The following is a 22,868-nucleotide window of genomic DNA, read 5'->3' as shown; positions in this document are numbered from 1 at the left end:
ATGGAGAGGATGTGATCGGGCGCGCATGGAACAGAAGCGCAGCCGTAGTTGTTGGTTTTGTGTCCGAGCAAGGTTTTTGAAGCAAAGCCCGCCTTCCCGGAAACCGTCTGTTAACCATAGGGCTATTTTGTTGAGGTCGGTCGAAGCAGCTTTGTCCCGGTGAAGGGAGGATATCCGATGCGTGAGGTCTCGATAAGATCGCCCGGTGTGGTGATCGATTTTCCCGATGCCGCCTCGCGGCCGTTGCGTCCGCACCTTTCTCCCGACGAGCCGAGGGGCGAGATCCTGCTCTTCACCGGCGTGCGGTACGAGCGGCCTTCTCCCAATCCGGGTCCCTCGAAGCCCTTCGCGTCGGACGGCCCGGGCCGTCGCCGCCGCTTCTGATCCAAGATCGGGCCCGCGCGTCGTTCAGCGCCGGCCGGCCGTCGTCAGATCGCGCACCATCAGTGTCGCGTCCGACCCGTAACTGAGCAGCTTCGTCTCCAGGCCCGGTACGGCCTCCGCACGAAAGCCCAGCCGCTCCCAAAACCGTCGAGACCCGTTCACGGCCACCAGCGACATGTTGGTGAAGCCCTCCGACCGTGCATGTTCGGCCACGCGCTCCGCGATGTCGGCCGCATGTCCCTTGCCGCGTCCGCCGGGCAGCAGCGCGACGTCGTGGATGTAATAGGTGGTGGGGACCGGCGGGATCCCGCGCAGGCGCTCGTTCAGCGGCGGCGGCTCTCCGAAGCGCCAGGGATGGGTGAGCGCATAGCCGACGATGCTTCCGCCTTCCTCGAGCACGTGGCAGCCCGCGGGATAGAGCTCCAGGCGCTCGGCCAGAACATCCCTGTCCTCGGGATGATCGACATGAATCCGGTCTGCCAGCTCCTGCACCCGATCGAGGTCCGGCGACGTCATCGGACGCCACGGCATCAGGCTTCCTCGTCCACCGTGCAGGCGACGGCCTTGGCGGATTCCTCCGCCTGGGTGCGCAGGCTGTGGGACGGCGCCGCGACGCGCACCACCACGAAGCCCTGTTCCTCGGGCGCGATGATGCGCACGTCGCGGGACGGGTCGTTCTCGTCTTCCGCCGCGCGGGCCTCGTCGAGCTGCCGGGGCGTCATGACGACGATTTCGAGCTGGTTGCGCACGGCGGCCCGGTCGGTCACCGCGAAGAACACGCCGCCCGTCTTGGTGTGGAACGAGAACGACAGGAAGAGCGATCCGGTCTGCGCGCCGACGCGCATGGGGCCGGTCCGCAGGTCGAACGCGCAGGCCGCGACCGCGACGGACGGGTCGGGCAGGGGAAGCCAGGTGTCGCCGCCGCCCGGGGCGCTGACGATCTGCGCCCGCTCGGCGGCCAGGGTCGGCAGGATCTTGCCGAAGGCGTCGTTTTCGGCAAGGCGCGGGGCGGCGATGATCGCGGCGATGTGGACGCCCAGGCCCAGCACGACGCCGACGAGAGTGGCGAGCAGGAAGCGGTGGCGGAGTTTCATGACCCGCACCCCACGCGCTCGATGATCGGATAGGCGCTTGCCTCCAGGTTGGAGCCGGCCGCGCCGGGCATGTCGTAGAGGCGGAGCACGATGCTGAACGGCCCCCCGGCCGGAACCTGCAGCCAGTTGCCGGCGGTCAGGTTGCGCGACAGCGCGATGGAGAAGGTATCGTCGGGAGCCCGCACGATCTCGGCGGAGGTGAAGCTGCTGCGCCCGAGTTCGGACGGGGGAAGGCGGCCCTCGGAATCGTAGAGCGTCAGGGTCCACAGGCGCGCCGGCGGCATCACCGAGCCGATGCGGTAGGAGCACCCGGCGTCGAGGCGGCGGCCTTCGCTGTCGACCCTCGCGGTCAGGGCCAGGCCTTCGCCGGTCGCCAGCGGAATCTCGCCGCGCCGGGCGACGATCGCCCGCATGTAGGGATCGGCCTGGGGCGAGCCGAGCCGGGGCCAGGTCTCCCACGGGCCCAGCCGCACGCCACCGAAGGGCGGATCGCCCTTCAGGGCCCAGTAGGCCGTGCCCAATCCGAGCCCCAGCGCGAGCAGGAGCGCATAGACGATCAGAAGGGCGGTCAGGTTGAATCTGGCTGTCACGGAAAACGGCAAGCTCGAATAGGCGCGCGCCGAAGCGCCCGCCGGGAGGTTCGTCAATATCGCGTGGCGCTCCATCCTGCTAGGGGACGGTGACCTGACGGGCGACGCGGGTCGTGTTCCCTGTGGATGCCGCCTGGCTCTGGGCACCCGCCGGAGCCGCCGGGGCGGCCGCGCGCTCCACCGACTGGAACAGGTTGCCGATGTTGCCCAGCACCTCGTAGGACTGACGGGACAGGGTGCCTGCCAGATAGGCGGGAGGCGCGGCCTGCTGATCCGTGGCGGAGCCGCCCTTCGAGGCGACGCGGGCGCTCTCCGGCTCGAGGCCCGGCATCGGCCGGATCTCCAGGTTCTGGTGCGCGACGGTCATCACTTCCTTCCAGGTCATGGCCGGAAGGCTGCCGCCGGTCATGTCGTTCATGGTGCTGTGATCGTCGTTGCCGTACCAGACCGCCGCGCTGAGATTGCCCGTGTAGCCGACGAACCAGGCGTCGCGATAGGCGTTGGTCGTGCCGGTCTTGCCGGCGACCTTGATCCCGTCGAGGGCGGCGCGCCTGCCGGTGCCTTCCTCCACCACCTTGCTCAACATGAAGTTCATGTCGTTCACGACGCGGGGTTCGAGAACCTGCTTGGGCTCCGTGTCGCGGTCGTGGCGGTAGATGATCTCGCCGGAGGAGCTGCGCACCTCCCAGGCGGCGTAGGGATCGGCCCGCCGTCCGCCGTTGGCGAAGACCGCGTAGGAGGCGGCCATGTCGATGACGGTCGCCTCGGCCGCGCCGATGGGCAGCGAGCTCGAATCCGTCAGCGGATGGGTCAGGCCCATGCGCTTCGCGGTGTCGATGATGACCGCGCGGCCGGCCTTGGCGTTGCCCTTGCCGATCTCGAGCGACATCCGCACCGGGATCGAGTTGATCGAGCGCGCGATGGCGGAGGTGAGCGACATGCTGCCGGAGAACTTGCGGCCGTAGTTCTGCGGGCACCAGTTGCCCAGGCAGATGGGCTGGTCGACCACGTTCGAGTTGGGCCGCAGCTTCGGGTTCACCGTCATGGCGGCCGCGTAGACGAAGGGCTTGAACGACGAGCCCGGCTGGCGCAGCGCCCCGACGGCGCGGTTGAACTGGCTCTGGCCGTAATCCCGGCCGCCCACGATGGCCCTGACGGCGCCGTCCACGTCCATCACCACCATGGCGCCCTGGCCCACCTTGTACTGGCGGCCGTGCTGGCGGAGCATGTTCTCCAGGGTCTGCTCCGCATGCTGCTGGAGCGCGGTGTCGAGCGGGGTCTTCACGATCAGCACCCGCTCGCTGCCGAGCTTCTTGTCGGCGGCGAGGCGCTTCACCTGGTCGAAGGCCCAGTCGAGATAGTAGTCGGGGGTGGTCTCGCGGCTGCGGTTGACCGGGGTCGCCGGGTTGCGCCGCGCGATCTGGATCTGGCCCTCCGTCAGGAAGCCGGCCTCGACCATGTTGCGCAGGACCTCGTTGGCGCGGGCGCGGGCCGCCGGCAGGTTCACGTGCGGCGCATATTTGGTCGGCGCCTTGAACAGGCCGGCCAGCATGGCCGACTCGGCGAGGGTCAGGTCCTTGGCCGACTTGCCGAAATAGTACTCCGCCGCGGCCACGATGCCGTGGGCGCCGCCGCCCATATAGGCGCGGTCGAGATAGAGCTTGAGGATCTCGTCCTTGGTCAGGTGGAATTCCAGCCACACGGCCAGGAAGGCTTCCTTGATCTTGCGTTCGAGGGAGCGTTCGTTGGTGAGGAACAGGTTCTTGGCGAGCTGCTGCGTGATCGAGGAGCCGCCCTGCACCACGCCGCCGCCCTGCGCGTTGACCACGAGGGCCCGGAAGGTGCCGATCGGGTCGATGCCCCAGTGCTCGTAGAAACGCCGGTCCTCGGTCGCCAGGGCGGCCTTGATCATGTAGTCCGGAAAGTCTTCGAGCTTGTACGAATCGTCCAGGTTCAGGCCCCGGCGCCCGATTTCCTGCCCGTACCGGTCCAGGAAGGTGACGGCGAGGTCCTGGGTCTTCAGCCAGTCGTCCTCCGTCTCCCGGAAGGCCGGAAGCGCGAGGGCGAGCATCACCACGCCGCCGACCAGGCCGAGCGTCGTCGCCTCGCTGGCGAGGTCGAGGGCGACGCGCGGAACGCCGCGGAATCTCAGGCACTTGGCCTTTTCGGAATAGGCATCCCAGGCGCCTGCCAGTCCCCGACCGCTCTGGAACAGGAACGAGTTGAGCCATGCGTCGAATGCCAGAGCCGCGCGCTTGAGACGGGTTGACAGGGGGGGAGTGGGTTGAGGGCGCACGGCGGTCCTTCGGGGCAGGTCAGGCAACCTTGTGCCTGCTTATATGATTGTTGAATTTCGTTACGGCAACGCTTCCGAGCTGCCGAAACCTTCTATCAACAACTCACAAACAGGTTTATCGGTTCAAACGGTTCTACCTCTTCCGGGCGAAAACGGGACAGAGCCAACAAAGCCGCACCTCACATCCTCGCGACTTCCCTCAAACCGCCGCAAAGGAGGCGCCAAGGCTCCCCCTATGACACACGCAACGTCCCCCGCCGCCCCCCTTCCGGAAGACCGTCCGGACGAGCTGCCCTTCTGGCGCGCCAAGACCCTCGAGAGCCTGACCCCGGACGAGTGGGAAAGCCTCTGCGACGGCTGCGGCCGCTGCTGTCTGGTCAAGCTGGAGGACGAGGATACGGGGGATGTCCTCTACACGGATGTCGGCTGCACCCTTCTGGACGACCAAGCCTGCCGCTGCCGGGACTATCCCAACCGGCAGGCCAAGGTGGCGGATTGCGTGCGCCTGACCCCCAATGCCGTGCGCGGCCTGTCCTGGCTGCCGGAGACCTGCGCGTACAGGCTCGTGGCGGAGGGGCACGACCTCTATTGGTGGCACCCCCTGGTGTCCGGGGATGCGGAGACGGTCCATGCGGCCGGGATCTCGGTCCGCGACCGCGTGGCCGGACCCGAGGAAGACTTCACCATTCGTGAATTGCTGGAGCGGATCACCGACTGGCCGCAAGAAAATCCGGCTTGACGCCCCTGACGATCGCGCCCAGAATCCCGGTCTCTTCGATGCTGGAGGCTAAGATAATGACGCCGCCGCAGAGGAATGCTTGAGGTCGACCTGAGGCTGCAGCGAAACAGCTGCGCTTGTGACCGGAACAGGACATAAAATCCGTCTTATACTTGCCGGCTTCTGCCGGATTCTCGCCATTGGCGCATGACGACATCGTCACGGAGGGGTTCTGAGTCCCAGCGCAGAACCCCTTTTCCATGGGTTCGCGAGGCTCGGGCCGCCGGTCACGACGGCTTGTCGGCGGTCTCGTCCTCGCCCGGGATCGGCGTGTCCTCGCCCAGGGTCTCCCGGACATAGAGCTTCTTCACGAGCACGTAGGTGACCACGGCGAGCGGGAAGCCGAAGATCAGGCCGAAGCTGCCGAACAGGATGCCTCCGGCCACGATGGCGAAGAGGGCGAGCGCCGCCGGGATCGTGACCACCTTGCGCGCCACCAGGGGGAAGATGATGTTGCCCTCGATCTGCTGGATCGCCAGCACCGCCACGATGGTCCACAGGGCCGCGTTGCCCTCGAGCGTGAAGGCGATCATGACGGCCGGCAGGGCGCCCAGGATCGGGCCGAGGAACGGGATGAAGTCCACCAGCCCCGCGATGAGGCCGAGGGCGTAGAAATAGGGCAGGCCGATCATCCAGTAGGCGAGGGTCGACAGCACGCCGACGCACACCATGGCGATGAGCTGGGACAGCAGCCAGAGCTTCAGCGCCTCGCCCGAGGCGTGGAGCGAGCCTCTCACCCGTTCGTGGTGCTTCACGGGGAACAGCTTGACCAGCCCGTCCACGTAGGTCTTGGGCGAGGCGGCGATGTAGAGGCCCGCGACGATCACCAGGAGGAAGTCGGCCAGGCCGCCCAGGATGGTTCCCCCGATACCGGCCAGGCGGCTGGCGAGCCCGCCGGCGCTTTGGGAATCGATGATGTTGCTGAGATCGTCGCTGACCGCCCCCACGCCGATGGCCCGGCCGAAATTGTCGAGGGCCCTGGGCAACTGCTCGATGACGTTGGTCAGCTGCGACCGGAGCTGGGTTCCGAACAGGATCGCCAGCCCGACGAAGAGGCCCAGGATGAGGAGGCTGGCCAGGGCAAGGCTCCAGCGCTCCGGCACGCGCAGGTAGCGCACGAGCCCCTCGGCGGCGGAATGGAAGATGATGGCGACCAGAATGGCCCCGAAGCCCAGGAGCAGGACGCTCGACAGGCTCCACAGGACCAGGGTGAGCAGGACGATTCCCAGAACGATCAGGCACTTGCGGATGAATTCCGCATCGCTGATCAGGCCCCTCGATGAGCCGCCTTGCTCGTTCATCGTCGCACCTCACGTCTCCGCTGGACAATGGAAACGGTGAAGCTTGGTTCCTTGGAAAGTGAAAACCCGGGCGTGGCGGCGCCGCGTGCCGGCTCGCGGCGAAAAAGTATTCACTCCTCGGTGAGTGAAAAAATTAGGGAACGGTTCCTTTTTCCGGAGGTTGATCCGATGAAGGAGGGTTCTCCTATGACATCGAGCGTAATCTGTTTTCTGTTGGGAACGGTATTCCCCTTGGCTACGGTGGGTTGGTTGCTTGTGAACGGCTGACGAAGGGCATTGTTTTCCTGGTTTTTATTGAAGTATTTATTTGTACTGCATGACTTGAAAGTTGCGTAGCATTTGAAAAAGAACCCGCCCGAGCTTGCCCGGGCGGGTTTTTTCTGGCCGTGACTGGCGGATCGTGCGGATCGTGCGGATCCGGTCAGGGAATGTTCAAGGTGGTCGCCTTGGGGGCGCGCCGGATCAGCTCCTGGCGCAGGGCCTGGGGCAGCTCGACGCCCGTCAGGCGCCAGGTCATCCCGCTGAGGCGAAGGGTGAGCCTGAACTGCTTGTCCCGCGGCTCGTCGACCGGAACGGGCACGGTCACGCTCCTGAAGCCCTGGCCTTCCGAGGTGAAGAACAGCTTGAGGGCCTGTCCCAGGGACCCGATGTCGAAGCTGATCGGCGAGACCGCGGGCGCGGCAGCGCCGCCGCGGCGGCTGCCCGCCGCCGCCTGGGGCCAGCCGTCCTCGAGCAGGTCGATCAGGGCCTGCGGCGTGACGAGCTGCTCCACCAGCGGATTGACCATGACCGCGCCGGCATTGGCCGCGGCGCGGGGGTCGAGGCCGCCGAGCTCCTCCTTGCCGTCGCGGGTCTTCAGGAACTCGCTGGCGATCTGGCGCGAGAGCGAGATCCGCAAGGCGCGGAAATTCACCCGCTCCGTGATGGTATCGACGTCCTTCGCCTCCACGGCCCGGGAGAGGTCGTACAGGGCCACGAAGGGCGAGACGAGAAAGACGATCCAGGCGATGAAGAGCAGGAATGTGATGCGCAGCGTCCAGATCATGTCTTCGTCTTTCCTTCCGGCCGATAGGCGCGGGCGGGAGGCCCCCGCGGGCCACCTCATATGGGAATCGTTCCTTGATGCCGGGAAGGACGTAACGTCGCAACAAAAAAGGGCGATCCGTGGATCGCCCTTTGTCGAGATCGTGAAGACGACGCCTTAGCCGCGCGCGCGGGCGCGGATCATGAAGGTGTCGTAGGCGTATTCGGCCACTTGGAACCAGAGGTATTCCTCGTTGCGGAAGGCGCGGTAGTTCTCGTAGATCTTCTTGAAGTCGGGGTTCTTGGCCGACACCTCGTCATAGACCTCGTTGGAGGCCTTGTAGGCGGCGTCCAGGATCTCGGCCGAGAACGGACGGAGCTGCGTGCCGGCGCCGAGCAGGCGGCGCAGGGCGGCCGGGTTGCGGGCGTCGTACTTGGCCAGCATGTCCGAGTTGGCGTAGCCGGCGGCGGCGGTCAGGATCGCCTGATAGGCCTTCGGCAGCTCGTTCCACTTCGCGTTGTTGATGAAGAGGTGGATGGCGGGGCCGCCTTCCCAGAAGCCCGGATAGTAGTAGTACGGCGCAACCTTCGCGAAGCCGAGCTTCTCGTCGTCGTAGGGGCCGACCCACTCGGCGGCGTCGATGGTGCCGCGCTCGAGCGCCGGATAGATGTCGCCGCCCGGGATCTGCTGCGGCACCGCGCCGAGCTTCGCCATGACCATGCCGGCGAGACCGGCGATGCGCATCTTCAGGCCCTGCACGTCCTGAACGGTCTTGATCTCCTTGCGGAACCAGCCGCCCATCTGCACGCCGGTGTTGCCCGCGGGCATGCCGTACATGTTGTGCTTGGCGTAGAACTCGTTCAGCAGGTCGTTGCCGCTGCCGTGATACATCCAGGCATTGGTCTGACGGGCGTTGAGGCCGAACGGAATCGCGGTGCCGATGGCGAAGGTCGGGTCCTTGCCGAAATAGTAGTAGGAGCAGGTATGGCCCATCTCGATGGTGCCGTTGCCGACCGCGTCGGCGACCTGCGGCGTGCCGACGATCTCACCGGCCGCGAAAGGCTGAATCTGGAACTTGCCGTCGGTCGCCTCGGACACGAACTTGGTGATGACCTCGGCGGCGCCGTAGATGGTGTCGAGCGACTTCGGAAAGCCGGACTGCAGGCGCCACTTCAGCTCCGGCATCGACTGGGCGATGGCCGGGGCGGCAACAGCGGTCGAGGCTGCGCCGATCGTTGCGGCCTGAAGAAACTGACGACGTTTCATTGGGTGAACTCCTCCCTGGTTTATAGTGACTCTGTCACTCGGCGCTTATTGACACCAAATCCCACCACCCTAGCAAGGAGCTTTCGTCATACTATCGACCAATGGCTGAGATGCCTGAGGAGATCTCACGGGGATTTGCTCAAGCAAGAGGCACGTCGATCGTGCAGACCACGCCGCCGGGGGCGAATTCCAGCCGGACGGAGCCGTTCAGCTCCCGCGCCAGGCCCCCTTCGATCAGGCGGGAGCCGAACCCCTTCCGGGCCGGCGGCGCCACGGGCGGGCCGCCGCTTTCCTCCCAGCGCATCACCAGACGGGTTCCCTCCGGGCCGGACGGCGTTTCCCAGGAGACCGAGACCCGGCCGCCGGGCGCCGCGAGGGCGCCGTATTTCAGCGCGTTGGTGCACAGCTCGTGCAGGGCCATCGACAGGCTCAGGGCCATGGCGGGGGTCACCCGCAGGTCCTCCCCGGAGATGCGGAAGAGGTCGCAGCCTTCCGGGCGCTCGCGATAGGCCGCGAAGGCCTCGTCGAGAACCGTGCGCAGGCTCGCGCCCTCCCAGTTCTCGCGGGTCAGGACGTCGTGCCCGCGCGCCAGGGCGAAGAGCCGCGCCTCGAAGGCGCTGCGGGCGGAGGCGCCGCCCTCGTCCCCGGGAGCGCCGATTCTGGAGAAGCTCTGCGAGGAGAGGGACTGGACGATGGCGAGGGTGTTCTTCACCCGGTGGTTCAGCTCGTTGACGAGAAGCTGCAGGTGCTCCTCGGCCCGCTTGTGGTCGGTGATGTCGATCTGGATTCCGTCCCACACGACGGCGCCGCTCGGCAGCTCGCGCGGCGTGGCGACGATGCGCTGCCAGCGGGTCTCGCCCGTCTGCGCATGGCGCAGGGCGACCTCGATGTCGAAGGGCTGGCGCTTGTGGAAGGACTCGACCTGCTTCTCGAACATGCGCTGGCGGTGTTCCGGCAGGAGAAGCTCGTAGAGCAGGAACGGGTTCTTCAGCGCCTCCTCGGCGGGAATGCCGTTGAGCCGTTCGCAGGTCGCCGACAGGTAGATGAACTTGCGCGCGAAGAAATTGTCGCTCTCCAGCATCTGGTAGACCATGCCGACGGGCAGGTTGTCGGCGAGCGCGCTCAGGCGCGCCTGGGTTTCGCGCAGTTCCTCCTCGGCCCGCCGCCGTTCGGTCCAGTCGCGGAAGCTGACCGCGAGGCCGCCATCGTAGGGAAAGACGTGGAATTCCACGAAGCGGTCGGGCGCGCTGACGGCCTTGCCCTCGAACGCGACCGGCCGGCCGGTGCGGAACACCTCCTCGTAGCGGGCACGAAGCTCCGTGCCTTCAGACCAGGGGAAGAGATCCCAGATCACCCGGCCCAGCATCTCGTCCCGCGGCATGCCGTAGAACGTCTCGGCGGCGCGGTTGATGTAGGTGAAGCGCCAGTCGCCATCGAGGGAATAGAAGGCGTCGCCGATGCCTTCGAGGATCACGGAGAGGCGGGCTTCGACCTTGGCGTCGACGGAAAGCTGGATCGCCTTCTCGAGGGCCGCTTCGGCCAGCCCGCCCGCATCCGGGCGGGAGGCGGCCGCCGTCGCGTCGCTGACGAGCTGCGCGAGGGCGGGCGAATCGGCGTATTTGGGCCGGGCGATGTCCATCAAGTGAAACTTAGTCACAAAATGCCGTTGAGGCAATGCGGCCAAGCTCCGTGGCAATCAGTCTATAGGATAACGTTCGCACCCCTTGCCGCGTGGGACCGCCCGCCTAGGAAAGCCGCCGCGCTACTGGGCAGGGGCGGGGGCAGGTGTCGGAGCCGGGGCGACGCCCGGTGCCGGTGCGACGCCCGGTGCCGGAGCCGGGGCTGGTGCTGGAGCTGGAGCTGGAGCCGGTGCGACGCCCGGTGCCGGGGCAGGGGCGGCTGGCGCCGGCGCCGGAGCGACCGTGCCCTGGTCGAGGGCGGGAGTCGGTTCGCCGGCGATGAAGACGTACCAGAGGACGGCGCAGAGAACGATCGTCGCGATGGCAATGATCGAGAGTGCACCCCATCTGCGCGGACCCATGACGTTCTCCTCCTCGAAGCCTGCCGGCATTGCCGTTCTAGGACTGAACTCCAAGGCTGCGGGGTGGTTCCGGGGACGCAGGCGACCGGTCGCCGGGCCTGCGGCGCTGCCGTTTTTGGCCTCATCGTCGTGATCTGCAGACTTCGTGCGGGCGCCTTCCTGCCGCCGGTCGGTCCTCTCACGGCACACGACGCCACGGCCAATGACGGGTCCGCGGAGCGATCATGCCGGATGGCGCGGCTCAGGTCTGGTCGAAGGACTCGGCGGCGCAGACAAGGGCGAAGAGCGCGAGGACTCCGCCGAGTTCGGCCAGACTGAGGAAAAAGGAAGAAGGATCGCTGCTCAAGTAAGCGATTGCGCTCAAGATGAGCGCGACAACGGCAGCCCAAGCGATCATGGGCCCTCTCCCAGGCATTCTTTGTTGTGCGGCCGGTCAACGGCCAAGCCGGGTGAAAGTTCCTGGCCGCGGTGAAAAATTTCTGTGCCGCGGAGGCCCTGTGGCGGGCGCCGCGCGACCCTATCTTGCGCGAGAGTTCTTCCTGACGTCAGCGCCCCCGACCTCCATGCGGCCCCCGATCAAGCACGCGCTCGATGAGCTTCCGGCACCGGACGACGCGCTTCTTGCCGAGGCGCGCCGCGCCGAGCCGAATCCGACGGAGCACCGGCGCTTCCTGGAGCGCATCGCGGCGCTGCACGCCCTGGAGCGGCGCCCGCCCGCGCAGCCGCTCGACTGGCCGGGCCGTCTGCGGGTCGCGGCGTTCAATGCGGAGCGCCTGAAGTACCGCCCGGCGACCCGCGCCCTGCTGGACCGGATCGGCGCCCATGCGGCCCTTCTCAGCGAGGTCGATGTGGGGATGGCGCGTTCCGGCAACGTCCACACGATCCGCGATCTGATCGGGGAGACGGGCGACGGCTATCTCTACGGGGTCGAGTTCGTCGAACTCGATCTCGGCGGGGTGAGCGAGACGCGTCTTCATGCGGGCGAGCGCAACGCCTGCGGCTTCCACGGCAATGCGGTCGTGACCCGCCTGGCGCTGGAGGAGCCGTGCCTGATCCCGCTGGAGGAAAGCGGCTTCTGGTTCCCGGGCCGGAAAGGGACCCAGCGGCGCATCGGCGGGCGCATGGCCCTGGCCGCGCGGGTCGCAGCCGCGCCGCGTCCCCTATGGCTCGTGAGCACCCACCTCGAAAGCAAGACTGACGAGGCCGACCGGCAACGCCAGGTTCAGGCGCTTCTGCGCGCCCTCGACGGCTTCGCGCCCAACGATGCCTGCATCATCGGCGGCGACTTCAACACCAAGGCGCTGCCGCGCGGGGAGGACGAGCGCCATCTCCTGATCGACGCGCCCGAACGCTTCGAGCCTCTCTTCGGCGACCTGCGCGCCGCCGGGTTCTCATGGGCCGAATCCAACCTGGCCCGCCCGACCCAGCGCACCGGACCGGCGAACAAGCCCCGGCCGCCCTTCGGCAAGCTCGACTGGCTCGTGGTGCGCGGCGTGACGGCGGAGAATCCCCAGGTCGTTCCCGTGCTCGACGGGTCCGGAAAACCGATCTCGGATCATGAGATGGTCGCGGTGGATCTGGTCCTTTGAGGCCCGGCGCCACCCGAAGCGGGGCAACAGAACAGGCCGTTGTAAAATAACCTACTCAATCGTATAGGTAATGCAGAAACATCACATCAAGTAATAACGTCAGGGAATAGCTATATAAACATATAGGTTATTCTGTTGAGGCGAAATTTAGACTGTCGTTGTTGCCGATTGATTGCCGGAATGTTCCGATTTTGATCGTGATCATCTGCAACAATATTTACCGGAAAACGGTATTGTGGGAACTTATCGTGAACACGGCCGACGCAGGGGCCGGTCAGGCGGCCTCGTCGTAGCTCAGGCTCCAGTCCGGTCCGCTGAACCAGCAGCGCCCGGGATCGCCCGGCTCCTTCCAGGCGAGGCTTCGCACGAACTCGACGCCGCCCCGCTCGAAGGCGGCTTTCAGCGCCGCGCTCTCCTCCGGGCTACCGGCGAGCGCGCCTTCCGCGCAGACGAAATAGGCCGCGCCGAGCCAGCGCGCCGCGAAGCCCCCGGCGCGGCGCTCGATGCGCAGGCCGGCGCCGTGGAGCGTGTGCATCCCGCCGGCCGGGCTGCGCTGCGGACGCGGCACGCCGAGGGGAAAGATCAGACGGCCGCCCGGAGCGAGACGCTCGATCCAGGCATCCGCCGGACGCTGCACGAGAAAATTGACATAGACGCAGTCCACCTCCTCCCGGGGCCATTCGGCGCCGTCGCCCTGGACGACGGTGACGTTGGCCGAGGGCTCGAGATTGCGCCGGGCCATGTCGGCGAGGGCGGGATCGAACTCCACCGCGAGAACATGCCCCGATTCGCCGACGAGATCCGCGATCAGCGCGGTGTAGTAGCCGGTTCCGGCGCCGATATGCGCCACGCGCTCGCCGGGTTTCAGCCCGGCCTGATGCAGCCAGCGCGCATGGAGGGACGGGGAGCCGTTATTGACGCCGCGCGAGGGCGAAAGCGCGAAATTGACGTCCTGATAGACGAGCACCGGGTCGCCGGAGGGCAGGGGCTTGTAGCCGCCGAAGCCCGACATGAGCCAGGGCGGGTCGCCGAGGAAGTGTTCGCGCGGGACACTGGCGAAGGCCTCCTCCAGCCGGGGATCGTCCTCGATTCCGGCCACGGCCAGCATCTGCCGGGCATAGGCGCGCCGGATAATGGAGAGGGCCTTGTCGTCGAAGGAGGTGTCATAGTCCATGCGGAGCCGTTAAGCTTTTTAACCCTCAGGCAGCCAAAGCACCGACGTTGTGCTGAAAACGTTTCCAGTCTTTCAAGACCCTTGTCGTCGGTAAATCTTTCCGGTCGAATTTGTAGATCCAAGCGGTCTTGAAGCGGGTTAGCTCAGTCGTATGGTCGGATGTCTCAGAGATTTTCATTTCCTGAGGTCCCTTCTTGATTGATTCTTCAATCAATCTACGAAGAGCATGAACGATGCTAAGGCGTGGGCTCAAAACCTCCACTGTAAAGGGGTCGATTTCCTGCGGGAGCGCCGATAGGCGATAGGCTTTGAACAGGAGCTGAGCAAGCTTGTAAGGGCCGAACTCATCAACGCCAGACCACACAATCCAGAGGTGAAACTTCTCGTCATATCGATCAAAGGCCCAAAGGAAGCCCTCGGGGTCTAAGCCAAGAGCTCTTAACTTCCTCTGATAGTCTGCGCCTGCTCGCTTTAGAGCTTCAGGAAGCGCTGGCGTATCCATGTCACTACTCCCTCTTCTCCAAAGGTTGCGTCAAATAGATCCTGTGCCGCCGCAGGCGACATCTCAAGGCTATACATATGGCCGCGCCGCCAGTTGACCACAACACTCCATGCTGGGGCAACGTGATCCCGAGGGATAGGTTGCCAGCCCAAGATCTTAGCTAAATCCTGTAGATTATGGGTGTGTGATTCCTTTCTAGCTCCCTTGGAAGGCCAGGAATTCAAACGTTCTTTATCCATAATTGCAGCCTTGAGAACACACTCACAGGCAAAGCCACAGTGGCTCCAAGCTGCGGCGGCCATTTCAGGAAATTGGAGACAAAACTCTGCTTGCCGGCGAGAAAGCTCCACCAACTGTAGCCACTCCTCAACCGATTCCGCTTGACGCCCGTGCATTGACCGAATTGTGGGTTTTATTCTGGATAGAATGGCACGATGTGCAACATTGTGTCCACTTGCCTATTCAGAAAATCCACCTTGACAGCGCGACGCTCTTAGAGTACAAAACAAGAACGCTGACGAAGTGTGAATGAGACCCGTGCCCCCCGGCCTCTTTGCTCTCCTGTCAGTCTGCAACCGCCCAAGCCTCCGGCCTGGGCGGTTTTTTTATTCCCCTTCCGGGGCCCTCGCAGGCGCGACCTTCGCCTCGGGCCCCGGCATTCGTTTCAGTCATATTCGGAGATCGCCCATGGCCGCACGCGCCCGCATCGAATGGGTCACCCTCGGCGAGGGCCGCTCCCTGAACGGGTCGGCTCACAACATCATCCAGCGCCTGCACGGCTCCGCCGTGATCCTCGCCGTCACCACGGCGCCGACGGCGGGCGCGGCGCGACCGGCGGCGCCGGATTTCGGCTCGCGCGCCTCGGGCTATGCGCTGGTGCGCTGCCTGGGCGGGTCGGACAATCCCGTCGCCGTCGCCTGGGGCGAGGATCCGGTCGCGTCGGAGACGAACGGCAAGCTCGTCGAGCCCGGCGAGGAGGTGCCGGTCTTCTGCGAGGCGGGCACCCTGTTCTCGCTCGTCGAGATCGCCTGATGGCCGCCTACAGCTTCGGCTACGGCTACGGGCTGCAGCGGCGCCGGAGGCGAACCCGTTCCCCCGTCGCGATGCCGGACCCGATGATCCGCCTCGATTTCGCCCATGCGCAGACCGCGCCCCTCGTGGTGCCGAGCACCGGCACGGACACGACGGAATGGCGCCCGAAACCCGGCGAGGAGCCGGCACTCGTCGCGCTGGGCGAGGGCGGGGCGCTGCAATTCACCGCCGCGCAGATCCTCGAAACCGCCGCCACTCTTCCCGCAGGTCCGTTCACGGTGCTGATGCTCGTGAAGAACGCCAGCCTCGACGGGCAGGGGGTGTATTTCACCGCCAGGAGCTCGCCGCTGCCCTACATGCTCTGGCGCGGACAGCCGGGCGGCGCGAGCCTCAATGCGGGCACCGCCGGCAACGGCAGCCGCGCGGTCGGCGGAACGGTGGTGCCGGGCGTCTGGCGCGTCTTCTGCGTCACGTTCGATCCGGCGCTGCCGTCCAACCACCTCAAGGTCCACATGGACGGCGAGGTGGTGGCCGCGGCCGATGCGCCGGTCTGGGATCCGGGCGGCTCGGCCGGCATGATGATCAACTCGATCTACAGCGACACGGGCACCGGCGACGGCAACAACATGGTGCTGGCGGCCTTCGAGGTCTGGACCGGCGCGCTCGCGCCCGCCCTCGTGGCGCAGCGCACCGCGCAGGTCGCGGCCGAAGCCGGCGTCACTCTCGGACAAGCATGAGACAGACATGAAGACATCCGCCATCACCGACGACGTCAGGCAGCGGGCCTACGACTACTATGCCCGTCACCCGAAAGTCTCCCTCGGCGCCATCGCGTCGTTCCTCGGCGTGAGCGTGTGGAGCTTCCGCCGCCTGCGCAAGAGCTGGGGCTGGCCGCCGCGCTCCGAGGCCCTGAATGCGGAGCCGCCGCAGAGCGTTCCCGCGTCGCCGCAGAACACCCTGCGCGAGGCGGCCCTGTCGCTCGCGCAGGTCACCCGCACGCGCATCGACGCGCTGGTGAGGGAGCAGCGCGCGGACGGCGCCGACGATCACGACAGGACCGCGCGCACGCTCGCCTCCTATGCGAAGACGCTCACGGCCGCGCAATCCCTGCTGGAACAGGAAGGCAGCACGCTCGATGGACACGGGCACACCGAAAAACCGCCCCGCAGCATCCACGAACTCCGCGACGAACTTGCTCGCCATCTTGAGCGGGTTATCGCGGAGGAGGAGGCTCGAGGCCGCGACGGCCTCCTGGTCTGAGGCGGAGTTCGACGTCGCGCTCCGGCACTGGCCGCTGCGCTGCCGTCCCGAACAGCGAATGCCGGGCCTCGCGCGGCATCACGATCCCTGGACCACCTGGCTCATGCTCGGCGGGCGCGGCGCGGGCAAGACCCGCGCTGGCTCCGAATGGGTGCGCGGCCTCGCGCTCGGCCTGCCGGATTTTTCCCCGAACGCCGTCGGGCGCATCGCGCTCATCGGCGAAACCTTTTCCGATGCGCGCAACGTGATGGTGGAGGGACCCGCCGGAATCCTGGAGGTCCATGACCGCCACGAGCGCCCGGCCTGGTCGCCCTCCCTGCGCAAGCTGGAATGGCGCAACGGCGCGGTGGCGCAGGTCTTCTCGGCGGAGGACCCCGACTCCCTGCGCGGCCCGCAATTCGAAGCCGCCTGGGCGGACGAACTCGCCAAGTGGAAGCACGCCGAGGAGACGTGGGACATGCTGCAATTCGGCCTGCGCCTCGGCCAGCATCCGCGCCAGATGGTCACGACGACGCCGCGCCCGATCCCGCTGCTCAAGCGCTTCCTCGCCGATCCTCACGTGGCGGTGTCGCGGGTGAGGACGGCGGACAATGCGGACAATCTCGCACCCGCCTTTCTGGAAACGGTCATCGGCCGCTACGGCGGCACGCGGCTCGGGCGGCAGGAGCTCGACGGCGAGATCGTGGAGGACCGGCCCGACGCGCTCTGGACCCGGGACGTGCTCGAACTCAACCGGGTGGACTCGCCGCCGCCGCTCATGCGCATCGTCGTCGCAGTCGATCCGCCCGCCTCGTCGTCGAAGCGGGCGGATGCCTGCGGCATCGTCGCGGCGGGCGTGGACGAGGGCGGCACGGCCTATGTGCTGGAGGACGCCACCGCCTCCGGCCTCAGGCCGCCGGAATGGGCCACGAAGGCTGTGGCGCTGTATCGCCGCCTGCAGGCCGACGCCCTCGTGGTCGAAACCAACCAGGGCGGCGAGATGGCGACCGGCGTGATCCGCGAGGTCGATCCCGCCGTGCCGGTGGCGAGCGTGCGCGCCACGCGGGGAAAATACCTGCGCGCGGAGCCGGTCTCCGTGCTCTACGCGCAGAACCGGGTGCGCCACGTGGGCGCGCTGCCGGAGCTGGAGGACGAGCTGTGCGATTTCGGCCCCGGGGGCCTGAGCAACGGCCGCTCCCCCGACCGCATGGACGCGCTGGTCTGGGCGCTCACGGAGCTGATGCTGCGCGAACGGCGCGAGCCGCGGGTGCGGGTGCTGTAGGCGGGCGGCGCTGCCCTCCTGCCATCCCCGGCGGCTCGCAGAGGATTGTTCTTTCCCGGCTTCTCGAACCGGTCTAGACTCCCGCCGTCGTATCCGGTGCAGCGCTGGCCTGATGCCAGTCACATCAGCCTCCACGAGGAGGTCATCATGTACGCACGATTGACGACGTTCCGCGTCAAGCCCGACAAGCTCGAAGAGCTGCGCCGCTGGCGCGAGCAGAACGAGGCCGCGATCTATGCCCAGCCGGGGCTGCGGCAATGGATCGGGATGATGGACACCGGCGGCGAGTTCTTCGTCCTGGCGATCTTCGACGACGAGCGGGCCGCCCGTGATGCCCTGCCGCACGCCAGGGCCCTCTGGGCCCAGATGGCGCCGATGGTCGAGGGCGAGCCGACCGCGCGGTTCCTGGAGGTGGCGGCCATGAAGGACACCGCCATGCAGGGCGTCGTGATGGCATGACCGGCGCTCCGGGTCGTTCCCGCGGGACACGGCCTGCCGGCTGCTCCTCGGGATGAGGCGGAAGGCCGACCGCGCACGCCCCGGACGGGATCGTGCTATGACCCGGTTCGTGAAGCATCGCGACACGGACGGACCGGACGGCCCATGACGATACCGATGGAGTTCCAGCACGCCTCGGAGGATTTCGAGAGATTCCTGGCCGATGCGCGGGATCTCGCGGGCCTTGCGACCCGCAACCAGACCTACACGATGGTGCAGGCCGTTCTCCAGGTCTTCCGCCGCCGCCTCGCGGTGAAGGAGGCGATCCGCTTCGCCAACGCGCTGCCGCCCGTCCTGCGGGCGCTGTTCGTGACCGATTGGGACGTGGACGAGCCGAGGCTTCCCTTCGCGGATCGCGCCGCAATGACCCGGGAGGTGCAGGCCGTCCGCCGCCACCACAACTTTGCGCCCGACAGCTCGATCCGGGACGTGGCGGCGGCCCTGCGGCGCCACGCGGACGGGGCCGGGCTGGACCGGGTCCTCGCCGAATTGCCGGCGGCGGCGCGGGAATTCTGGAGCGCCTGATCCGATACGGGCCTCTTTACGGGCCTCATGGCGGCTGAACCGGACCGTCGCCGCATCCACCCGTCTTCGCCCCGCCGGGGCAGGAGCCTTTTTCATGATCGATCTGCTGACCCGCTGGCTTCAGGCGCCGCCCGAAGCCAAGGCCTCGCGCACGCAAGGGGCCATCGCGCTCTACGTGGCGGGACATCCCGTCTGGACGCCGCGGGATTACACGGCGCTCTCGCGCGAGGGATTCCAGAAGAACGCCGTCGTGCATCGCGCCGTGCGGCTGGTGGCCGAGGCGGCGGCGTCGCTGCCGCTGGTGCTCAGGCGCGGGGCAGGGGAACTCGTCGAGCATCCGCTCCTGGCGCTTCTCGCCCGGCCCAACATGCGGGAGGAGGGGCAGCGTTTCCTGGAGAGCGTCTACGGGCATCTCATGGTGTCCGGCAATGCCTATGTGGAAGCCGTGCAGGTGGACGGTATGCCGCGCGAACTCCACGCGCTGCGTCCCGACCGGATGCGCGTGGTGCCGGGCGCGGACGGCTGGCCCGCCGCCTACAACTACGCCGTGGGCGGCGAGACGATCCGCTTCGCGCCGAGGGCCGGGGAGACAGTGCCGCCGGTCCTGCACCTCACCCTGTTCCATCCGGCGGACGATCATTACGGCCTGTCGCCCATGGAGGCGGCCGCCACCGCCCTCGACATCCACAACGCGGCGGGCGCCTGGAACAAGGCGCTCCTCGACAACGCGGCGCGGCCCTCCGGCGCGCTGGTGGTCGGCGGCGCGTCACTCACGGATGCGCAGTTCGACCGGCTCAAAGGGGAGCTCGACACGCAATACCAGGGCTCCGCCAATGCGGGCCGCCCGCTGCTGCTGGAAGGCGGCCTCGATTGGAAGCCTCTGTCGCTGTCGCCGAAGGACATGGACTTCGTCGAGGCCAAGGCGGCCGCCGCGCGGGAGATCGCGCTCGCCTTCGGCGTGCCGCCGCTGCTGCTCGGACTTTCCGGCGACAACACCCATGCGAACTATGCGGAGGCCAACCGCGCCTTCTACCGCCAGACGGTCATCCCGCTGGTGCGCCGCACGGCCGAAGCCCTCGCGCACTGGCTCTCGCCTGCCTTTGGCGAGACGCTGACGCTCATGCCCGACCTCGACGCCATCGAGGCGCTGGCCGAGGAGCGCGAAAGCCTGTGGCGGCGCGTCTCGGCGGCGGCGTTTCTCACGGACGACGAGAAACGCGAGGCGGTGGGATACGGGCGGCGGTGAGCGGCACAGATGTTTCGATGCGCCACCTCAATCATTCCGGGGCCGCGTAGCGGAGCCCGACCCGAAGGGGCACACGAAGCGGGCAAACCCAGAACCGCTGACGGTTCAGGATGAGCGGCAATGTTGTCGCTCCTTCCTGCGATGCTGACGTTTATGGGTTCCGGGCGCGGCTCTGACGAGCCGCCCCGGAATGACGGGCGTGGGAGCACTCAATGCCGCTTGAAGGCGTGGGTGGCCGGGACAGGCCCGGCCATGACGCGAGTGGAGCCGACCGGCTCTCCTCCCCACGGACCTCGGACGCGCCGACCGGCTCTCCTCCCCCTTGTGGGGAGGAGGTGGAGGTGGGGGTGTGGGCGCCACACCTTCATAGGCTATCGCTCACACCCCCACCCTGGCCCTCCCCACAAGGGGGAGGGAAGGACGTCGCGCTGGACACCGCCACGTGGGAGAGGACGCAGTGCCATTCGGCGTGAGCCAAGGGCCTGTTTCCAGCGACAGCCCCCGCGAAGACGACGGCGGGAAGCGGGCACGGGTGTGGAATGTTTTCTGCAATCATGTTTCATATATCGCAGGTTGAGGAGAGCGCCGTCCTGACATGCAGTTGCCGTTACCCGAACAGATCAAGCAGCAGGCCGCCGAAGTCGCGTTCGGCAAGCCATTGATCGTCAACAATCTGAGAGCCCTGGTGGCCGAGTTGATCGTCGACTGCGCATTGCGGCCCGAGTGGCGATGGTGCTCAGGGGACTGGGCCGGCTGGGACTTCGAACACGCGGATGGAACGCGCCTCGAAGTCAAGCAGTCAGCGGCCAGACAATCCTGGTCCACGCGACCGAAGCGTCCGCAATCTCCCAGATTCGACATCGAAGCGCGTAGTGGCCACTGGGTGGAGGGAGGCAATTGGCAGCAAAACGAGACGGCAGGCCGTCTCGCCAACCTCTATGTTTTCGCCTTCCATCCTGTGAGTGACGACACGGCCGACCATCGCGACCCCTCGCAGTGGATCTTCCATGTGACGCCATCCGACCTGTTGCCGAACAACAAGACCATCACTCTTTCGCGCGTACGGAGTCTTGCCGAGCCGGTCGGATACGCCGACCTCCTGGCGAGCGTCGAGAGAGTTCGCCGGGCGAGATCGGGCTTTGAAACTCCGGTCAGTGGGTCGGCGTGAGGGCGTTCGGGCCCTATTGCTCCCGCATCTCCGCCCTTCGCATCGGCATGGTGTCGATCAGCCCGAAGATCTCGGCCGGGGTCACGGGTTTGTGCTCGCGCCGCTTCACGCCGCCGTTCTTGCCGATCAGCAGGGCCGTGAAAGGCGTTCCGGCCTCCACGCCGTAACGGGCCCGCAGGGCCGCCGCGTCGGCGCCGGAGGGGGCGTCTCCGAAAACGGGATCGACCCGGTCGCCGACCACCGCGAGGACGACCATGTCGCGCTCCGCGAGCGCATCGCGGTCGGACAGGAAGGCGCCGGTCTGCTCGTCGACCCGCGGGCCGGCTGCATCGGCGAAGACGAGAAGGACGCGCTTGTCGTGCCAGGACGACGGCATGGCTGAGGCTCCATCGGCAATGACGACGGCGGCTTTCGGATCGGCCACAGGGGCGACCCGAACCTGCCGCCCGGACCAGGAGGTAAGCCGCCGGACGGGCGCGGGTTGCACCGCGCCTCGTTCACCTCTCCGTATTCCCCCATATCCAGGCTAGAACAAATCATGAACATTTTCGATCAGGTCGCCGAAGCCGTGATCCGGCGCGGCGACCTTGCCCATCTCGCCCTGTTCGTTTGGGCGAGCGGGGCCTCCGCGCTGCTCGCCATGACCCTGCGCGATCTGTTCGCGGCCAACCGCCGCTTCGACGCCTTCGTGCGCGAGCTCGCCCTCTTCAACCGCCGCCACTCGGGAGACACCCCATGACCCGCGCCGCTTCCAACGCCCCTTGCCGCGCCTCGACCCGCCCCGCCCGCAAGCCCAAGGCGGCGCGCGAGACGCAGAGCCGCGCCTCGCTCGTGTTCCGCGATTTCGTGCGCCAGCTCGAAAAGCTCGACGCCCGCCCGCTGAAGGCCGCCCGCGGCGGTGCGCGATGAAGGCCCGCACCCCTTTCACCCGCGAGGTGAAGCTCCTGGCCGAGCCGCTGAGCACCGTCGAGGCGGACGGGGTGTTCGAGGGCTATGCCAGCCTGTTCGGCATCGCCGATCTCGGCAAGGACGTGGTGATGCCCGGCGCCTTCGCCGACAGCCTCGCCAAGCGCGGCGCCGCCGCCGTGCGCCTGCTCTGGCAGCACGATCCGTCCGAGCCCATCGGACGCTGGCTCGCCATCGAGGAGGACCGGCGCGGCCTCTTCGTGCGCGGCAGGCTCAACCTCGCGGTCGAGCGGGCGCGGGAGATCCATGCGTTGATGCGCGACGGCGCGGTCGACGGGCTGTCCATCGGCTTTCGCGTCGAGCGCGCCCGGGCCGAGCGGCCCACCGGCCTGCGCCGGCTCGAAAAGCTCGACCTGTGGGAAATCTCCGTCGTGACCTTCCCCATGCTGCCCGGCGCCCGCGTGGCGAGCGTGAAGGGCGGCAGGCCCGATCTGGCGGGCGCGATCCGCCGGGCCGCGGCCCGATTGTTCCCCTGAACCTTAGCTGCGACAGCGCGTTAGCTGAAAGCCCGCAGAGGGGCGGACGCTGCGGGCATCTTCGGGTGTCCGGTATCTCAAGTCCGCTCGCCTGGGAGGTTTTGATGAAGAAGCTTGGATTTGTCGCTCTCCTGGCCCTCGCGGCCGCGGCCTGCACCACCACCGAGGAGCGGATCGGCGGCGCGGCCGTCGGCGCGGGCGTCGGTGCGGTGGCCGGTCCTGTCGGCGCAATCGCCGGCGGCGCCGTGGGCGCCGCGACGGCGCCCACGGTGGTCGACACGGTTCAGGACAATACGCGCACGGTTCGCCGTCGCCGCTGACCCTTTCCCTCACCGAGGGAAAACCGCAGGGCCCGCCATCCGGCGGGCCTTTTCGTTGAAATCCATCCATTCGATTG

At 67.1% G+C, this 22,868-nt stretch carries 29 protein-coding genes; 15 read left to right on the top strand and 14 right to left on the bottom strand.

Annotated elements, in window-relative coordinates; genetic code table 11:
• The first annotated feature begins 177 nt into the window (after positions 1 to 177).
• Complete coding sequence (locus LGR44_RS14135) at positions 178 to 384, top strand: cyclase family protein (protein WP_226741338.1); 207 nt, start codon at positions 178 to 180, stop codon at positions 382 to 384.
• A gap of 24 nt (positions 385 to 408) precedes the next feature.
• On the opposite strand, the gene LGR44_RS14130 is transcribed toward LGR44_RS14135, so the two are convergent.
• The 4 genes from LGR44_RS14130 to LGR44_RS14115 all read right to left on the bottom strand — a co-directional run bounded on the left by LGR44_RS14130 (position 409) and on the right by LGR44_RS14115 (position 4,364).
• Entirely contained in the window at positions 409 to 915 is a 507-nt protein-coding gene (locus tag LGR44_RS14130; protein ID WP_226741337.1) for a GNAT family N-acetyltransferase, read from the bottom strand.
• A complete protein-coding gene (locus LGR44_RS14125; protein ID WP_226741336.1) occupies positions 915 to 1,478 on the bottom strand; it encodes a DUF1254 domain-containing protein in 564 nt (187 codons plus the stop codon). Before LGR44_RS14125 ends, LGR44_RS14130 begins: the two co-directional genes overlap by 1 nt.
• A complete protein-coding gene (locus LGR44_RS14120) occupies positions 1,475 to 2,068 on the bottom strand; it encodes a DUF1214 domain-containing protein (RefSeq protein WP_226741335.1) in 594 nt (197 codons plus the stop codon). Before LGR44_RS14120 ends, LGR44_RS14125 begins: the two co-directional genes overlap by 4 nt.
• A gap of 79 nt (positions 2,069 to 2,147) precedes the next feature.
• Positions 2,148 to 4,364 (bottom strand): transglycosylase domain-containing protein, encoded by a 2,217-nt coding sequence (locus tag LGR44_RS14115; RefSeq protein ID WP_226741334.1) that lies wholly within the window; start codon positions 4,362 to 4,364, stop codon positions 2,148 to 2,150.
• A 235-nt stretch (positions 4,365 to 4,599) separates the two neighbouring features.
• Here LGR44_RS14115 and LGR44_RS14110 point away from each other — a divergent pair, with 235 nt between their 5' ends.
• The gene (locus tag LGR44_RS14110; protein WP_226741333.1) at positions 4,600 to 5,103 is read left to right on the top strand and encodes a YcgN family cysteine cluster protein; all 504 of its coding nucleotides are present in this window, start codon (positions 4,600 to 4,602) and stop codon (positions 5,101 to 5,103) included.
• Between the two features lie 266 nt (positions 5,104 to 5,369).
• Here LGR44_RS14110 and LGR44_RS14105 read toward each other — a convergent pair whose 3' ends face one another.
• The 6 genes from LGR44_RS14105 to LGR44_RS14080 all read right to left on the bottom strand — a co-directional run bounded on the left by LGR44_RS14105 (position 5,370) and on the right by LGR44_RS14080 (position 11,171).
• Entirely contained in the window at positions 5,370 to 6,443 is a 1,074-nt protein-coding gene (locus LGR44_RS14105) for an AI-2E family transporter (RefSeq protein WP_226741332.1), read from the bottom strand.
• A 421-nt stretch (positions 6,444 to 6,864) separates the two neighbouring features.
• Entirely contained in the window at positions 6,865 to 7,488 is a 624-nt protein-coding gene (locus LGR44_RS14100) for a DUF2939 domain-containing protein (protein ID WP_226741331.1), read from the bottom strand.
• 156 nt (positions 7,489 to 7,644) lie between these two features.
• Entirely contained in the window at positions 7,645 to 8,733 is a 1,089-nt protein-coding gene (locus LGR44_RS14095; RefSeq protein WP_226741330.1) for a TRAP transporter substrate-binding protein, read from the bottom strand.
• A gap of 139 nt (positions 8,734 to 8,872) precedes the next feature.
• Positions 8,873 to 10,372, bottom strand: coding sequence for a sensor histidine kinase (locus tag LGR44_RS14090; RefSeq protein ID WP_226741470.1), 1,500 nt, complete (start codon positions 10,370 to 10,372; stop codon positions 8,873 to 8,875).
• Between the two features lie 123 nt (positions 10,373 to 10,495).
• The gene (locus LGR44_RS14085) at positions 10,496 to 10,774 is read right to left on the bottom strand and encodes a hypothetical protein (RefSeq protein ID WP_226741329.1); all 279 of its coding nucleotides are present in this window, start codon (positions 10,772 to 10,774) and stop codon (positions 10,496 to 10,498) included.
• 241 nt (positions 10,775 to 11,015) lie between these two features.
• Positions 11,016 to 11,171, bottom strand: a complete 156-nt coding sequence (locus LGR44_RS14080; RefSeq protein WP_226741328.1) for a hypothetical protein — start codon at positions 11,169 to 11,171, stop codon at positions 11,016 to 11,018.
• 100 nt (positions 11,172 to 11,271) lie between these two features.
• Between LGR44_RS14080 and LGR44_RS14075 the strand changes: the two genes are divergently transcribed.
• Positions 11,272 to 12,363, top strand: a complete 1,092-nt coding sequence (locus LGR44_RS14075) for an endonuclease/exonuclease/phosphatase family protein (RefSeq protein WP_226741327.1) — start codon at positions 11,272 to 11,274, stop codon at positions 12,361 to 12,363.
• Positions 12,364 to 12,637: 274 nt separating this feature from the next.
• Here LGR44_RS14075 and LGR44_RS14070 read toward each other — a convergent pair whose 3' ends face one another.
• Genes LGR44_RS14070 through LGR44_RS14060 form a run of 3 tightly spaced genes read right to left on the bottom strand, consistent with a single transcriptional unit; the run spans position 12,638 to position 14,392 of the window.
• Entirely contained in the window at positions 12,638 to 13,537 is a 900-nt protein-coding gene (locus tag LGR44_RS14070) for a protein-L-isoaspartate O-methyltransferase family protein (protein ID WP_226741326.1), read from the bottom strand.
• A 25-nt stretch (positions 13,538 to 13,562) separates the two neighbouring features.
• Positions 13,563 to 14,039 carry a hypothetical protein gene (locus LGR44_RS14065; RefSeq protein WP_226741325.1) on the bottom strand — a complete coding sequence of 159 codons (477 nt, stop codon included), beginning with the start codon at positions 14,037 to 14,039 and terminating at the stop codon, positions 13,563 to 13,565.
• The gene (locus tag LGR44_RS14060) at positions 14,009 to 14,392 is read right to left on the bottom strand and encodes a hypothetical protein (RefSeq protein ID WP_226741324.1); all 384 of its coding nucleotides are present in this window, start codon (positions 14,390 to 14,392) and stop codon (positions 14,009 to 14,011) included. The genes LGR44_RS14065 and LGR44_RS14060 overlap by 31 nt, the downstream gene beginning before the upstream one ends.
• 334 nt (positions 14,393 to 14,726) lie before the next feature.
• Between LGR44_RS14060 and LGR44_RS14055 the strand changes: the two genes are divergently transcribed.
• The 8 genes from LGR44_RS14055 to LGR44_RS14020 all read left to right on the top strand — a co-directional run bounded on the left by LGR44_RS14055 (position 14,727) and on the right by LGR44_RS14020 (position 21,029).
• The gene (locus LGR44_RS14055) at positions 14,727 to 15,071 is read left to right on the top strand and encodes a hypothetical protein (protein WP_226741323.1); all 345 of its coding nucleotides are present in this window, start codon (positions 14,727 to 14,729) and stop codon (positions 15,069 to 15,071) included.
• A complete protein-coding gene (locus tag LGR44_RS14050) occupies positions 15,071 to 15,808 on the top strand; it encodes a LamG domain-containing protein (protein WP_226741322.1) in 738 nt (245 codons plus the stop codon). Before LGR44_RS14055 ends, LGR44_RS14050 begins: the two co-directional genes overlap by 1 nt.
• Before the next feature lie 7 nt (positions 15,809 to 15,815).
• Entirely contained in the window at positions 15,816 to 16,331 is a 516-nt protein-coding gene (locus LGR44_RS14045) for a hypothetical protein (RefSeq protein WP_226741321.1), read from the top strand.
• Between the two features lie 58 nt (positions 16,332 to 16,389).
• Complete coding sequence (locus LGR44_RS14040; protein WP_226741320.1) at positions 16,390 to 17,592, top strand: DNA-packaging protein; 1,203 nt, start codon at positions 16,390 to 16,392, stop codon at positions 17,590 to 17,592.
• Positions 17,593 to 17,739: 147 nt separating this feature from the next.
• The gene (locus LGR44_RS14035) at positions 17,740 to 18,051 is read left to right on the top strand and encodes a putative quinol monooxygenase (RefSeq protein WP_226741319.1); all 312 of its coding nucleotides are present in this window, start codon (positions 17,740 to 17,742) and stop codon (positions 18,049 to 18,051) included.
• A 144-nt stretch (positions 18,052 to 18,195) separates the two neighbouring features.
• Complete coding sequence (locus LGR44_RS14030) at positions 18,196 to 18,615, top strand: DUF2267 domain-containing protein (RefSeq protein WP_226741318.1); 420 nt, start codon at positions 18,196 to 18,198, stop codon at positions 18,613 to 18,615.
• Between the two features lie 94 nt (positions 18,616 to 18,709).
• On the top strand, positions 18,710 to 19,861 hold the full coding sequence (locus tag LGR44_RS14025) for a phage portal protein (RefSeq protein WP_226741317.1): 1,152 nt from the start codon (positions 18,710 to 18,712) through the stop codon (positions 19,859 to 19,861).
• A gap of 595 nt (positions 19,862 to 20,456) precedes the next feature.
• Positions 20,457 to 21,029, top strand: a complete 573-nt coding sequence (locus LGR44_RS14020; RefSeq protein WP_226741316.1) for a hypothetical protein — start codon at positions 20,457 to 20,459, stop codon at positions 21,027 to 21,029.
• Positions 21,030 to 21,042: 13 nt separating this feature from the next.
• On the opposite strand, the gene LGR44_RS14015 is transcribed toward LGR44_RS14020, so the two are convergent.
• A complete protein-coding gene (locus LGR44_RS14015) occupies positions 21,043 to 21,405 on the bottom strand; it encodes a DUF4174 domain-containing protein (RefSeq protein WP_226741315.1) in 363 nt (120 codons plus the stop codon).
• A gap of 162 nt (positions 21,406 to 21,567) precedes the next feature.
• Between LGR44_RS14015 and LGR44_RS14010 the strand changes: the two genes are divergently transcribed.
• From LGR44_RS14010 to LGR44_RS13995, 4 genes are all read left to right on the top strand, one after another.
• The gene (locus tag LGR44_RS14010) at positions 21,568 to 21,768 is read left to right on the top strand and encodes a hypothetical protein (RefSeq protein WP_226741314.1); all 201 of its coding nucleotides are present in this window, start codon (positions 21,568 to 21,570) and stop codon (positions 21,766 to 21,768) included.
• Positions 21,765 to 21,938 carry a hypothetical protein gene (locus tag LGR44_RS14005; protein WP_226741313.1) on the top strand — a complete coding sequence of 58 codons (174 nt, stop codon included), beginning with the start codon at positions 21,765 to 21,767 and terminating at the stop codon, positions 21,936 to 21,938. Before LGR44_RS14010 ends, LGR44_RS14005 begins: the two co-directional genes overlap by 4 nt.
• A complete protein-coding gene (locus tag LGR44_RS14000; protein WP_226741312.1) occupies positions 21,935 to 22,471 on the top strand; it encodes an HK97 family phage prohead protease in 537 nt (178 codons plus the stop codon). The genes LGR44_RS14005 and LGR44_RS14000 overlap by 4 nt, the downstream gene beginning before the upstream one ends.
• Before the next feature lie 104 nt (positions 22,472 to 22,575).
• Positions 22,576 to 22,791 carry a hypothetical protein gene (locus tag LGR44_RS13995; protein ID WP_226741311.1) on the top strand — a complete coding sequence of 72 codons (216 nt, stop codon included), beginning with the start codon at positions 22,576 to 22,578 and terminating at the stop codon, positions 22,789 to 22,791.
• The last annotated feature ends 77 nt before the right edge of the window (positions 22,792 to 22,868 follow it).

Origin of the sequence: Microvirga lenta (assembly GCF_020532555.1) — a bacterium.
Lineage (GTDB): Bacteria > Pseudomonadota > Alphaproteobacteria > Rhizobiales > Beijerinckiaceae > Microvirga > Microvirga lenta.
This window is presented reverse-complemented; position numbering and strand designations above follow the sequence as displayed.